The sequence below is a fragment of the Salmonella sp. SA14318 genome (assembly GCF_029866905.1).
Classification (GTDB): Bacteria; Pseudomonadota; Gammaproteobacteria; order Enterobacterales; family Enterobacteriaceae; genus Salmonella; species Salmonella enterica.
Genome location: NZ_CP123282.1, coordinates 4486229 through 4499703, shown reverse-complemented (window position 1 = coordinate 4499703; position 13475 = coordinate 4486229). Strand labels below are relative to the sequence as shown.

Sequence of the window (13475 nt, the reverse complement as noted above, 5' to 3'; positions counted from 1 at the left end):
CGAGCGGTAGACAGAATAAGCGTAGTGCCATCCGGCAAGCATTCAACATGAGGTGCTGCGGTGGCAAATCAGTTAATCCTTTTGAAAAAAGATTTTTTTACTGATGAGCAGCAGGCCGTTACGGTTGCCGATCGCTATCCACAGGATGTTTTTGCGGAACATACGCATGAGTTTTGTGAACTGGTGATGGTCTGGCGGGGCAATGGCCTACACGTTCTTAATGAGCGCCCATACAGAATTACCCGCGGCGATCTGTTTTACATTCGTGCTGAAGACAAACACTCCTATACCTCCGTTAACGATCTGGTGCTGCAAAATATCATTTACTGCCCGGAGCGTTTGAAACTCAATGTAAACTGGCAGGCGATGATTCCCGGCTTTCAGGGAGCGCAGTGGCATCCTCACTGGCGGCTGGGCAGTATGGGAATGAATCAGGCGCGGCAGGTCATTAACCAGCTTGAACATGAGAGTAATGGACACGATCCGCTGGCGAGAGATGGCGGAATTGCTGTTTGGTCAACTGGTGATGACGTTAAAACGGCATCGCTACGCGACCGACGATCTTCCGGCAACCTCCCGAGAAACCCTGTTGGATAAATTAATTACCGCTTTGGCTAATAGCCTTGAGTGTCCCTTTGCGCTGGATGCGTTTTGCCAGCAGGAACAATGCAGCGAACGGGTGTTGCGGCAGCAGTTTCGCGCCCAAACCGGGATGACGATTAATCAATATTTACGCCAGGTCCGTATTTGCCACGCGCAGTATCTGCTTCAGCATAGCCCGCTGATGATTAGCGAGATTTCGATGCAGTGCGGTTTTGAAGATAGTAATTATTTTTCAGTGGTGTTCACGCGGGAAACCGGGATGACGCCGAGCCAATGGCGTCATCTCAGTAATCAAAGCGATTAACTGGCCATGCCTAAACCGACAATATTCGCCGCGATAATAATTACCACGCAGCCGAGGCTTAATACGGCAACGGGACGGCGGCCAGCATTTTTCCACTCTTTTAGCACCAGACCGACAAGCCCCCCGCACAGCACATAGAAGCTCATGTGCAGCATCCAGCTCATGTAGTCATATTGCGCTGGAATGCGCGCGTGACCCCAGGCATAGAAAAAGAACTGTAAATACCACATCAGACCGCCAAGCGCGGACAGCAGAATATTGCTGATAATCAACGGTCTTGCCAGCGAGAAGTCGGCTTTTATCGACAGATTTTGCACTTTTGCCAGGCGGATAAAACAGAAACCGAGGTTCACCAGCGCGCCGCCGCCCATAATCACCACGTAACTCGGCAGCGCGACATAGAGCGGGTCAACGCCAAGCGCGGCAGCAGCTTCATGCATCGGTTTCGCGGCGTTCATGGCAAAAGACATCCCCGCCGAGAAAATACCGCACATCACTGCCAGCAGAAGCCCTTTCTTCAGATTGAACTCCTCCGCTTTAATGCCCATTTTGCGTTCTTTTAACTGTCCGGCGTGCGTCACAATCCCGACGCCGATCAGCGCGACAAAAACGCCAAGTAGCGTCATGCGTCCCCCTTCGGTATGGATTAACACATCGAAGTTACCGTTGATGATAGGCGTCATCAGCGTGCCGACGATAAGCGTAATGCCGATAGCGATGCCGATACCCATCGACATCCCGAGATAACGCATGGTCAGACCGTAATTAATATTGCCGATGCCCCACATGGCGCCGAACAGAAAAACCGGTAAAAGGGTGGAGAGGTTAAACTGCCCATAATAGGCCCAGAAATCAGGCAGTAACAGAGCGCTAATTGTCCACGGCAGAATAAGCCATGAGACAATGCCACCCACTGACCACATGGTTTCCCATGACCACTGTTTCACTTGCTTGAACGGGGCATAGAAGCAGGCTGCACTGGCCGCCCCTATCAAATGCCAGAAAATACCCATCGTAATCGCGTTACTCATGACATGTTCCTCATTATTTTTTATGGACGGGATACCCCTTCCGTTTGCATGAGTTTAAAAATTACGCAGCCCGGTAACCTTATAACGATTGCCGCCGTTGGGTGTATTCTGGCAATCAGCACGTTAATGAAGTGATTAACTTCACGTTTTAAAAAAGTCGGAGCGCATCGTGACCGTCTGGATGTTATTTAAATCAGTGGGTAATATTTGTTTTCTAAAATACCTTCATCATAACGACACGAAACGACTTAGCTGGCAACAATGCAAAGAAAACGCTGCGTGAGATCACATAATGGGAATAGTCTGACTTACCGTTTGATAAAAGGGTAATTATACAGTAATTATTTAATTGTTTTATTTGTATTTACAATTTAAATATATTGAAATTAACGTTAGGAATCAATGAAATATAAATATAAGGAAATCCCTATATTGGCGTTGTTGATGGTGTTTTGATTTTTATTTTATATGACGAATATGAATTTCATTTATTTTATTTTGCTTTTTGAACATTATCCCAATTTTAAATTAAAGATCTTTGTCTATATTGTCGTCATTCACATTGCGTATTATGGTTGTAATGGTCTGACATGAAACAACGTTTTAATTTTAAATTAAATGGATTCTGTTATGAGAAAATCTCTTTTCTTACTATTACCTCTTGTTGTAACAAATGCGCATGCAGTATATGTCGATGTTCGTCATGAATATCTTGATGATAGTAAAGCTAACTATGACCGTGCGTATATTTCTCATCGGTTTGCGAATGGTGTTGGTTTTGCGATAGAAGCTATCTCAAAATCAGGCGGGGATGACACCAATAAAGCGTTTAATGACCTGGAAACACAGGGCAACGAATATACGATAAGCTACCAATTTAAAACCGGTGATGTCGCCTGGCAACCGGGTTTCGTGCTGGAAACAGGCAACGGTTACTCTACCTATAAGCCTTACTTCCGCGCGACGTGGACATTAAATGAAAGCTGGTGGGTTGGTGCGCGCTATCGTTTTGAATATGTACGCCGTTCTTCTGATATCCGTGATGATGATACCATCAATCGTATGGATGTCTGGGCGGGTTATAAATGGAACAACTTTGACTGGACAATCGAAGGAATTTATAAGAAAGCTGATAAATATGATCTTTACGATGGCGGCAAAGATAACTATGAATATAACTTCAGAACTGCCTATATTATTGATCAATGGTCGCCATTCGTTGAGGTAGGTAATGTTTCCGTCAATAGCAACAGCGATGAAAGACAAACCCGTTTCCGCGTGGGTATAGGCTACACATTCTAATCATTATCCCTGTTTATTATTTATTCCCTTTTCCGGCTACTTTATAGGTAGCCGGTTTTTTTTACCTGGTGATGACCTGCGGATAATTATTATCGTGCGTTGGCCGGATAAGACGCGAATCGCCATCCGGCAACGAGATATGCAGGAAACTATGCGCTTACATGATGCCCAGTAGACGGGGTAAGAACAGTGTGATTTCCGGAATGTAGGTAATTAATAACAGAACGCCGATAATCGCGCCGTAAAAAGGCAGCAACGGTTTAATCACTTCCTCAACTTTGACCTTACCGACGCTCGCCCCGACATATAAACCACTGCCAACTGGCGGCGTAATGGTGCCAATCGCCAGGTTATAGATCATGATAATGCCGAAATGCACCGGATCGACGCCCAGTTTAGCCATGATCGGCAGCAGAATCGGGGTAAAAATCAGAATGGCCGGACCGATATCCATAAATGCGCCGATAATCAACAAAAAGACGGTAATGACTAACAGGATAACCAGTTTATTGGCGGAAATACCGAGGATCATATCGCTCAGCGCCGCAGGAATATTGGTGATCGACATCGAGAAGGACATCGCCGAAGAGGTTGCCAGCAGGAACATGATGACCCCGGTCATTACCACTGTCTGGAGCAAAATCGAAGGCAAATCCTTAATTTTCAGCGTGCGGTAAAACACCATCGTCAGCAATAACGTATACACCACGGCAATCGCGGAGGCTTCAATGGCGGTGAAAATCCCCTGCACAATGCCGCCGACGATAATCACGATCAGTAACAGGCTGGGAATGGCCTCAACGGCAACTTTTAGCGCCATGCCTTTTTGGACGGTGAAGAAAACCCGATAATTTCGACGCTTAGCGACCACCAGCGTGACCAGCATACAGCCAACGCCCCACAGCACACCCGCAACCAGACCGCCGGCGAACAGAGCGGCAATCGATGTTCCCCCGCTTGCCAGCGCATAAAGGATAAAAGCCGTGGTGGGCGGAATTAACATTCCCGTCGGCGCGGAGGCGATATTCACCGCGGCCGCAAAGCCGCGATCGTAACCTTCGCGCGCGCTCATCGGCACCATCACGCCGCCGATGGAGGTTGAGGCGGCAATTGCCGATCCGGAAATTGCACCAAACATCATATTGCCGACGATGTTGGTGTAAGAGAGCGAGCCGGGCAGTTTGCCAGTAAACAGTTTGGCAAAATTGACCAGCCGGGCGGCAATTCCCCCGCTATTCATGATCACCCCGGACAAAACGAAGAACGGCACGGCCAGCAAGGCAAAACTGTCCAGGCTGGAGAACATTTTTTGCGCGGTGGCGAACATCGAAATATCGAAAGGCAGTACCAGCATCATGGTGCTGAAAGAGGCGATAACGATGCAGATCCCGATAGGCGCGCCCATGGCCAGTAAAACAACAAAGACGGCAATTAGCGTACAGGACGCAAAAATAGGGTCAATCATGTGATTTCTCCAGAGTGTGCTCAGTGGTATCCGTGGCGGAATGGATAGCTTTCAGGGCGTCAACGATATTCAGCAGCCCATAGAGGATGATCAGTACGCCCGCGCAGGGGAGCGCGTAATAAATTTTTCCCATCGGAATGCCCAGCGCAGGGGAGATTTGCAGCATAGAAATCGCAGAAATCTTTAAGCCGCCGATAATCAATACCCAAATGGAAAACGCGATAAAAATGACCTGCAGAATAATATCCCACCAGCCGCGAATCGTCGGCGACACCTTATCCAGTAAGAGAGTCAGGCTGATATGCTGTTTCTGACCGGCGACAAAAGCCATGCCCAGCATTGATACCCACACCAGGAGAAATCGCAGCATCTCTTCGGTAAGGGTGCTGGGAACGCCCAGAATGTAGCGGCTCACCACCTGCCAGCAGGCGATGCCAACCATTATCGCCAGCACCAGGCAACAGATAGCGCCCAGCAATAAATCAAGTCCTTTTCTGAATGTGTTCATCTTAATTTCCTGATTAGATTAATTTTTTGCTGTCTGGATACGTTGATACAGCCCGTAAAGCCGCGGTTTGTTTTTCAGACCGTCGTAAATAGGCTGTACTGCCTTCTGGAAGGGTTTTTTGTCGATCTCGTAGAATTCAACGTTGAAATCTTTTACCGCCGCCAGCCTGGTTTTCTCTATTTCCTTGTCCCATGCGGCTTTCTCAAATTCGATCGACGCCTTGATGGCGGCTTCGACGATGCGCTGCTGTTCCGACGTCAGCTTTTCCAGCGTGAGGGTACTCATTAGCAGGATATCGGGAATGCGGGTGTGCATATCGTAGGTGTAATAACGGGCGACTTCGCCGTGGCGGGCGATGGTGAGAGCGAACTCATTGTTTTCCGCGCCGTCGAGAATGCCTTGTTGTAACGAGGTATAGACCTCCGCCTGACTCATGGCGATGGGCGAAGCGCCCAGCAGTTTGAGGGTTTGGATCGCCGTCTCACTCTGCATGACGCGGATCTTCTTCCCGCGTAAATCCTCAATGCGTTTAACCGGCGCTTTGCTCATATAAAAATTACGCGCGCCGGAATCATACCAGCCTACGCCGACAAACCCCTGCGCGGCGGTGGACTGATAAACAGGCTCCATCACCTGCGGGTTATCCATTACGCGGTAGTATTCCTCGACGGTGGCAAACAGGTAGGGAAGTGAGAACACGCCGTACTCAGGCGAAAAACTCTCCATCAGCCCGGACGACACTTTAGTGATGTCGACGACGCCGACCTGCGTCAACTCCACCAGTTCGCGCTCGCCGCCAAGCTGTCCGTCCGGGAAGTACTGTACTTTGATATCGCCGCCCGTTTTCTCTTCAATTTGCTGCCCCAGGAAGTGCAACGCATCTTTTACCGGCTGGCTATTTTCAGCGTAGGCCAGGCGCAAAATGGTTTCGCCGTGGGAGAAGAAAGAGAGTGTGGAGAGTAAGGCCAACGTAGCCAGACGTATAAAACCAGGTTGCTTCATAATTCCCTCGCAATTGTAATAATTTACCGGGAATGTAATTGCATGGTGAAATTATAACCTTCTTGATTTTGCCACCGCTGACAAAAATTGGCACCAAAAGAAAGATTTTGAAACCCTGTTTCACATTTCATGATTTCCAGGAATTCATCAACAGGCGGTTTCGGTTGGAGGCGTAAAAATCGGTTTTTTTCAGCGGATGCCGTAACGTTTATAACCATGGAAAAAGTACGGCATTGATAATCATTTTCAATATCATTTAATTAACTATAATGAACCAACTGCTTACGCGGCGTTAACACTGTGCCGCTCGACAATAATGGAGATGATTATGAGTTATACACTGCCATCCCTGCCGTACGCTTATGATGCACTGGAACCGCACTTCGATAAGCAGACGATGGAGATTCACCACACCAAACACCATCAAACCTATGTCAACAACGCTAACGCGGCGCTGGAAAACCTGCCTGAGTTTGCTGACCTGCCGGTTGAAGAACTGATTACTAAACTGGACCAGGTGCCAGCGGACAAAAAAACCGTGCTGCGTAACAACGCCGGCGGCCACGCTAACCACAGCCTGTTCTGGAAAGGGCTGAAAAAAGGCACCACTCTGCAGGGCGATCTGAAAGTGGCTATCGAGCGTGACTTCGGTTCCGTTGACAACTTCAAAGCTGAATTCGAAAAAGCAGCAGCAACCCGTTTCGGCTCCGGCTGGGCGTGGCTGGTGCTGAAAGGTGACAAACTGGCTGTGGTTTCTACCGCAAACCAGGATTCCCCGCTGATGGGTGAAGCCATTTCCGGCGCTTCCGGCTTCCCGATCCTGGGTCTGGACGTGTGGGAACACGCTTACTACCTGAAATTCCAGAACCGCCGCCCGGACTACATCAAAGAGTTCTGGAACGTGGTGAACTGGGACGAAGCAGCAGCGCGTTTCGCCGCTAAAAAATAATTTGCATTGCACGTCTGTAGAAGCGAGTCTGATGACTCGCTTTTTTTGTATCCGCGTAAGGAGCAGCAGATGCATTATCCGGTTGACGTGTTTATTGGCAAAATTCGTGACTATGACGGCAGCCGCCCGAGCGCTATCGCCAAAGTGCAGGCCGATGGCGAACTTATGCTGACCGAGCTGGGTCTGGCAGGCGATGAGCAGGCCGAAAAGAAAATCCACGGCGGCCCCGACCGCGCGCTATGCCATTACCCCCGCGAACACTATGCTGATTGGATTCGCCAGTTCCCCGAGCAGGCGACGCTGTTTTGCGCCCCGGCGTTTGGCGAGAATCTGTCGACGGACGGAATGACCGAACACAACGTGTTTATTGGCGACATCTACCTCTGGGGCGAGGCGTTGATCCAGGTCACTCAGCCGCGCTCTCCATGCTTTAAACTTAATTTCCACTTTGCCATCAGCGACATGGCCCTCCTTATGCAGAACAGCGGAAAAACCGGCTGGCTGTATCGGGTCATTGCGCCAGGTAAGGTCTCCAGCGATGCGCCGCTGGAACTGGCGTCGCGTCTGAGCGATGTCTCGGTTCATGAAGCGGGTGTTATCGCCTGGTCTATGCCGTTTGATGACGAACAATATCATCGGCTGTTGAGCGCCGCCGGGCTGTCGGCGAGCTGGAGCCGCACCATGCAGAAGCGTCGTTTGAGCGGCAAAATTGAAGATAGCGCCAGACGACTGTGGGGGGATAAAACTCCGCCAAAATGAAAGGAAGGATTATGACTGAAGCTGAAAATGCGGTGGCGATCGTAAAAGAATTTTTGGTGGCCTCGATGATTCCCGATGCTGAACGTGCCGCAACGTATATGCACCCGGAGGTGAAAATTACCTTCACCGGAGGCCGGGCGATGGCGGGCGCGGCAGATATCGCGCAGTTTAACGGCGCTCGCTACAAGTGGGTGAAGAAGGCGCTGGGCGAGTTTGATGCGGTGCAGCATGATGATTACGTTGTGATTTATTCCAACGGTACGTTGTATGGGGAATGGCCCGACGGTCGCCCGTTTGCCGATAACCGCTTTATCGACCGCTTCGAAGTGCGCGATGGCAAAATTACCCGGATGGACGTGTGGAACGACAGCGCCGAGTGGATTCTGGCGCCAGACATTTCCCGGTAAATCTCGACGGCGAGATAAAAAATCGGCCTGCATTCGCAGGCCGATGGTTTTTAGGTTCGCTTGTACAGCGGTAGCCACAGCGTAAGCCGCAACCCGCCGAGCGGGCTATCGTCAGCCTTCACCCAGCCGCGGTGCTGCTGCATGGCGCTTTCGACAATCGCCAGCCCCAGCCCGGTGCCGCCAGACTCGCGGTCGCGCGCCTCATCAGTGCGATAGAACGGACGGAAGATCTGCTCGCGGTCTTCAGGGCTGACGCCCGGTCCGTCGTCATCGACCGTGATCGTAATACCGTCTTTATCCACCGAGAAGCCGACTTCAATCTTCGTATGTGAATAGCGCAGCGCATTACGAACAATATTTTCCAGCGCGCTTTCCAGCGCGTTTGGGTTGCCATAGAGCGGCCACGGCCCCGGCGGATAATTTACCGTTAACGACTTGCCCATCTGTTCGGCTTCAAAGGCGGCGTTATCCAGCACTTCGCCCCATAGCTGATTGGCTTTCATCGTTTCGCTGACCAGCGCGTTTTTCTGTTGGTTACGCGACATCACCAGCAGGTCATTGATCATGCTGTCCAGACGCTGCGCTTCGGTTTCAATACGCTCCAGCTCTTTGCTTTCGCCGCCACGACGACGCAGCAGCGCGGTACCCAGTTGCAGGCGCGTAAGGGGCGTTCGCAGCTCATGGGAGATGTCTGACAGCAAACGCTGCTGCGAGGTCATCATCCGTTCCAGCGCCGTCACCATCTGGTTAAAACTGGCGCCAGCGGCGAGGAACTCCTGCGGACCCGCCTCCAGCTCCGGATGCTGACGCAGGTTGCCTTGCGCCACTTCATCAGCCGCGTTTTTCAACTTACGCGCCGGTTTCGCCAGACTCCATGCCAGCCATAGCAAGAGCGGCGAACTGACCAGCATCGTGACAATGAGCAACAGAAGCGGGCGGTCAAACAGCAGATTAATAAAATCGGATTGCGAACTGCTGGCCGGTCGAATCAGGTAAAGCTGGTAATTATCCTCTCCGTCGCGAACGGAGAACGGCCCCACCATCTCTACGCGGCCATATTTTTTCTTCTGCGGATGATCGGCGTTATCCGCCTGACCAATGAAGTTACGAATGATCTGCATTTCGCTGCGTTCAGCGCCGATCACGCGTCCTTCAGAGGTCACCAGTAATAACCGCTGTCCAGGCGGCGCCCACTTATCGATCGCGCGGAACAGGCGACGCCACCACATCAGGTCGTTGGGCGGATCGTTCGCAAGTTCAGCTTCTACATGTTGCTCTATCATCAATCCCTGGCGCTGTTCGCTGTCCAGCAGCTCGGTCATCTGGCGTGAATCGAGCTTGGGCAACATCAGTACCAGCATTAGCACCAGCGCCAGCGTCAACCAGAAGATGGCGAAGATGCGCGCGGTTAAACTTCCTATCATGAAGCGGAAACCATCAGATAGCCGCGACCACGCAATGTTTTAAACCACGGGTGACCGTCTTTGCGTTCCGGCAGTTTGCGGCGCAGGTTAGAAATATGCATATCAATAGCGCGATCGAACGGCGTCAGGCGCTTGCCCAGCACTTCCTGACTTAAATGTTCACGGGAAACCACCTGGCCGAGGTGTTGCGCCAGCAAATAGAGCAGGGTGAACTCCGTACCGGTCAGCTCCAGCGTTTGGCCATCGAAACTGGCTTCCTGGCGGCCCGGATTAAGGCTTAGCGCATCGACTTCCAGCGTCGGCGAGCCGTTGTCGCTGCTCTGCTGCTGTTCGCTCCAGTGGGAACGGCGCAAAATAGCCCTGATGCGCGCTACCAGCTCGCGGTCGTTAAACGGTTTGGGCAAATAGTCGTCCGCGCCCAGCTCAAGGCCGAGAACGCGATCCAGCTCGCTGCCGCGCGCGGTCAGCATAATGACAGGCGTCTGGTGTGTCTGGCGAAGCGCTTTCAACGTATCGATACCGTTTTTCTTCGGCATCATGACGTCAAGCAAAAGTAAATCGATGCTGTCATCCAAAAGCTCAAGCGCCTGCTCGCCGTCGTGGGCCACCAGGACATTAAAACCTTCCATTTCGAGGAGCTCTTTTAACAGGGAAGTCAGCTCTCGGTCATCATCAACTAACAGGATTTTATTCATTGTTTACGTACCTCCGAGGCAGAAATTACGTCATCAGGCGTCGCTAATCCATGACTTTACGTTGTTTTACACCCCCTGACGCATGTTTGCAGCCCGAATCGTAAACTGTCTCTCGTTGAATCGCGACAGAAAAGATTTTGGGAGCAAGCGATGCGCAAAGTTACCGCTGCTGTTATGGCCTCAACGCTGGCATTCAGTTTTTTAAGCCACGCAGCTGAAGTTGTTACAAGCGATAACTGGCACCCCGGTGACGGGGCCACGCAGCGTAGCGCGCAAAATCATATGTTTGACGGCATAAGTTTAACCGAACATCAGCGTCAGCAGATGCGAGATCTTATGCAACAGGCAAGGCACGAACAGCCTCCTGTTAATGTTAGCGAAATGGAGACAATGCATCGGCTTGTCACCGCAGAAAAATTTGATGAAAGCGCTGTGCGCGCTCAGGCAGAAAAAATGGCGCAAGAGCAGGTTGCCCGCCAGGTCGAAATGGCCCGCGTGCGTAACCAGATGTATCGCCTGTTAACGCCGGAGCAGCAAGCGGTTTTGAATGAAAAGCATCAGCAACGAATGGAGCAACTGCGCGACGTGGCGCAATGGCAAAAAAGTTCATCGTTGAAATTATTGAGTAGTAGCAACTCACGTTCCCAGTAACAACCCTGTTTTCCTTGCCATAGACACCATCCCTGTCTTCCCCCACATGATGTGGGGGTTTTTTTTATCTCCAGTTTGTCATTCTGTTATTAGCTTACTGTTTTAAACCATCCGTTATACTACCGGCAGAAGATAGCGGGAGTATTTATGAATCAAACCTATGGACGGCTGGTTAGCCGGGCGGCTATCGCGGCAACGGCGATGGCATCAGCGTTACTTTTGATCAAAATTTTTGCGTGGTGGTATACGGGATCGGTGAGTATTCTGGCGGCGTTGGTGGACTCGCTGGTGGATATTGCCGCGTCATTGACGAATTTGTTGGTCGTGCGTTATTCGCTGCAACCCGCAGATGATGAACACACGTTTGGGCACGGTAAAGCGGAGTCGCTGGCGGCGCTGGCGCAAAGTATGTTTATTTCCGGTTCGGCGTTGTTTCTGTTTTTGACCAGTATCCAGAATCTGATTAAGCCGACGCCAATGAACGACCCCGGCGTGGGGATTGGCGTTACCGTCATCGCTCTGATATGCACTATTATACTGGTCACGTTTCAGCGCTGGGTGGTACGCAAGACCCAAAGTCAGGCGGTACGGGCGGATATGCTTCATTATCAGTCTGATGTTATGATGAACGGAGCGATTCTTATCGCGCTTGGGTTATCCTGGTACGGTTGGCATCGTGCGGATGCCCTGTTTGCGTTAGGTATCGGCATCTATATTTTGTATAGCGCGTTGCGTATGGGGTATGAGGCGGTGCAGTCATTATTGGATCGCGCGCTGCCCGATGCGGAACGACAGGAAATTATTGATATCGTGACGTCGTGGCCGGGAGTCAGCGGCGCGCACGATCTCCGCACGCGGCAGTCAGGGCCGACTCGCTTTATTCAGATTCATTTGGAAATGGAAGATAATCTGCCGCTCGTTCAGGCGCATTTTGTGGCTGACCAGGTAGAGCAGGCGATTTTGCGGCGTTTTCCGGGTTCAGATGTCATTATTCATCAGGATCCCTGTTCAGTCGTCCCCAGGGAAGGCAGGAAGTTCGAGCTTGTATAATTGATTGTTAAAAAGTGAGCCAGGCCAGCATTTTGTGTATAAATTACCGCCATTTGGCCTGACCTGAATCAATTCAGCAGGAAGGGATTGTTATACTATCTGTATATTCGTTGGATCGTTTCGAAGTGCGAAATCGGCTTCCGGCAATAGATTTCATTTTGCATTCCAAAGTTCAGAGGTAGTCATGATTAAGAAAATCGGTGTGTTGACAAGCGGCGGTGATGCGCCGGGCATGAACGCGGCAATCCGCGGTGTTGTGCGCGCAGCGTTGACGGAAGGGCTGGAAGTCATGGGCATTTATGACGGCTATCTGGGCCTGTATGAAGATCGTATGGTTCAGCTTGACCGTTACAGCGTATCTGACATGATCAACCGTGGCGGTACTTTCCTCGGTTCTGCCCGTTTCCCGGAATTCCGTGACGAAAATATTCGCGCTGTCGCGATCGAAAACCTGAAAAAACGCGGTATCGATGCGCTGGTAGTTATTGGCGGCGACGGTTCTTATATGGGTGCAAAACGTCTGACTGAAATGGGCTTCCCGTGCATCGGTCTGCCAGGCACTATCGATAACGACATCAAAGGCACCGACTACACTATCGGCTACTTCACTGCTCTCGGCACTGTAGTGGAAGCGATTGACCGTCTGCGTGACACCTCCTCTTCTCACCAGCGTATCTCTATCGTTGAGGTGATGGGCCGTTATTGCGGCGACCTGACGTTGGCGGCGGCTATTGCTGGCGGCTGTGAGTTTATCGTGGTGCCGGAAGTTGAATTTAATCGCGAAGATCTGGTGGCGGAAATCAAAGCCGGGATCGCGAAAGGGAAAAAACACGCTATCGTCGCTATTACTGAGCATATGTGCGATGTTGACGAACTGGCGCACTTTATTGAAAAAGAAACGGGCCGTGAAACGCGTGCGACGGTGCTCGGCCACATTCAGCGCGGTGGTTCCCCGGTACCTTACGATCGCATTCTGGCTTCCCGTATGGGCGCGTATGCTATCGACCTGCTGCTGGAAGGCCATGGCGGTCGTTGTGTCGGTATCCAGAACGAGCAGCTTGTTCATCATGACATCATCGATGCGATTGAAAACATGAAGCGTCCGTTCAAAAGCGACTGGATGGAGTGCGCGAAAAAACTGTACTGATTGTTTTTGCGCGCCTGATGGCGCTACGCTTATCAGGCCTACAGGTTGCAGAAACGTGTAGGCCGGATTAGGCGCTAGCCGCCATCCGGCAATCCCTCAGATTTATTCCTCGAAGTTATAGCCAATCTTTTTTTATTCTTTAATGTTTGGATCGCTTTCTGGCACGCTTTGCTCATCA

At 51.0% G+C, this 13475-nt stretch carries 13 protein-coding genes and 1 pseudogene; 8 read left to right on the top strand and 6 right to left on the bottom strand.

What is annotated here, in order from left to right; genetic code table 11:
* Nucleotides 1–60 precede the first annotated feature (60 nt).
* A pseudogene (gene rhaR, locus QEN32_RS21405) lies at nucleotides 61–907 on the top strand (HTH-type transcriptional activator RhaR).
* Here rhaR and rhaT read toward each other — a convergent pair.
* On the bottom strand, nucleotides 904–1938 hold the full coding sequence (gene rhaT, locus QEN32_RS21400) for an L-rhamnose/proton symporter RhaT (RefSeq protein WP_000063538.1): 1035 nt from the start codon (nucleotides 1936–1938) through the stop codon (nucleotides 904–906). The pseudogene rhaR and the gene rhaT sit on opposite strands and share 4 nt — an antisense overlap.
* Before the next feature lie 618 nt (nucleotides 1939–2556).
* Between rhaT and QEN32_RS21395 the strand changes: the two genes are divergently transcribed.
* Nucleotides 2557–3240, top strand: a complete 684-nt coding sequence (locus QEN32_RS21395) for an oligogalacturonate-specific porin KdgM family protein (protein WP_000378721.1) — start codon at nucleotides 2557–2559, stop codon at nucleotides 3238–3240.
* A 157-nt stretch (nucleotides 3241–3397) separates the two neighbouring features.
* Here the strand turns inward: QEN32_RS21395 and QEN32_RS21390 are convergent, their stop codons facing one another.
* Genes QEN32_RS21390 through QEN32_RS21380 form a run of 3 tightly spaced genes read right to left on the bottom strand, consistent with a single transcriptional unit; the run spans nucleotide 3398 to nucleotide 6215 of the window.
* Nucleotides 3398–4705, bottom strand: a complete 1308-nt coding sequence (locus tag QEN32_RS21390; RefSeq protein WP_000566800.1) for a TRAP transporter large permease — start codon at nucleotides 4703–4705, stop codon at nucleotides 3398–3400.
* Nucleotides 4698–5213, bottom strand: coding sequence for a TRAP transporter small permease (locus QEN32_RS21385; RefSeq protein ID WP_001091413.1), 516 nt, complete (start codon nucleotides 5211–5213; stop codon nucleotides 4698–4700). Before QEN32_RS21385 ends, QEN32_RS21390 begins: the two co-directional genes overlap by 8 nt.
* Before the next feature lie 18 nt (nucleotides 5214–5231).
* Complete coding sequence (locus QEN32_RS21380) at nucleotides 5232–6215, bottom strand: TRAP transporter substrate-binding protein (protein WP_265322364.1); 984 nt, start codon at nucleotides 6213–6215, stop codon at nucleotides 5232–5234.
* Nucleotides 6216–6543: 328 nt separating this feature from the next.
* Here QEN32_RS21380 and sodA point away from each other — a divergent pair, with 328 nt between their 5' ends.
* From sodA to QEN32_RS21365, 3 genes are all read left to right on the top strand, one after another.
* Nucleotides 6544–7164, top strand: a complete 621-nt coding sequence (sodA, locus tag QEN32_RS21375; RefSeq protein ID WP_023138884.1) for a superoxide dismutase [Mn] — start codon at nucleotides 6544–6546, stop codon at nucleotides 7162–7164.
* A 69-nt stretch (nucleotides 7165–7233) separates the two neighbouring features.
* On the top strand, nucleotides 7234–7923 hold the full coding sequence (gene yiiM / locus QEN32_RS21370) for a 6-hydroxyaminopurine reductase (protein ID WP_176166866.1): 690 nt from the start codon (nucleotides 7234–7236) through the stop codon (nucleotides 7921–7923).
* Between the two features lie 11 nt (nucleotides 7924–7934).
* The gene (locus tag QEN32_RS21365) at nucleotides 7935–8330 is read left to right on the top strand and encodes a nuclear transport factor 2 family protein (RefSeq protein ID WP_000133441.1); all 396 of its coding nucleotides are present in this window, start codon (nucleotides 7935–7937) and stop codon (nucleotides 8328–8330) included.
* A gap of 50 nt (nucleotides 8331–8380) precedes the next feature.
* On the opposite strand, the gene cpxA is transcribed toward QEN32_RS21365, so the two are convergent.
* Both cpxA and cpxR read right to left on the bottom strand, forming a co-directional pair.
* Nucleotides 8381–9754, bottom strand: coding sequence for an envelope stress sensor histidine kinase CpxA (cpxA, locus tag QEN32_RS21360; RefSeq protein WP_000580402.1), 1374 nt, complete (start codon nucleotides 9752–9754; stop codon nucleotides 8381–8383).
* Nucleotides 9751–10449 (bottom strand): envelope stress response regulator transcription factor CpxR, encoded by a 699-nt coding sequence (cpxR, locus tag QEN32_RS21355; protein WP_001033731.1) that lies wholly within the window; start codon nucleotides 10447–10449, stop codon nucleotides 9751–9753. The genes cpxA and cpxR overlap by 4 nt, the downstream gene beginning before the upstream one ends.
* 150 nt (nucleotides 10450–10599) lie before the next feature.
* Between cpxR and cpxP the strand changes: the two genes are divergently transcribed.
* From cpxP to pfkA, 3 genes are all read left to right on the top strand, one after another.
* Entirely contained in the window at nucleotides 10600–11100 is a 501-nt protein-coding gene (cpxP, locus tag QEN32_RS21350; protein ID WP_001233463.1) for a cell-envelope stress modulator CpxP, read from the top strand.
* A gap of 147 nt (nucleotides 11101–11247) precedes the next feature.
* Nucleotides 11248–12150, top strand: a complete 903-nt coding sequence (gene fieF, locus QEN32_RS21345; RefSeq protein WP_001077321.1) for a CDF family cation-efflux transporter FieF — start codon at nucleotides 11248–11250, stop codon at nucleotides 12148–12150.
* A gap of 184 nt (nucleotides 12151–12334) precedes the next feature.
* The gene (gene pfkA, locus QEN32_RS21340; protein WP_000591793.1) at nucleotides 12335–13297 is read left to right on the top strand and encodes a 6-phosphofructokinase; all 963 of its coding nucleotides are present in this window, start codon (nucleotides 12335–12337) and stop codon (nucleotides 13295–13297) included.
* Nucleotides 13298–13475 lie beyond the last annotated feature (178 nt).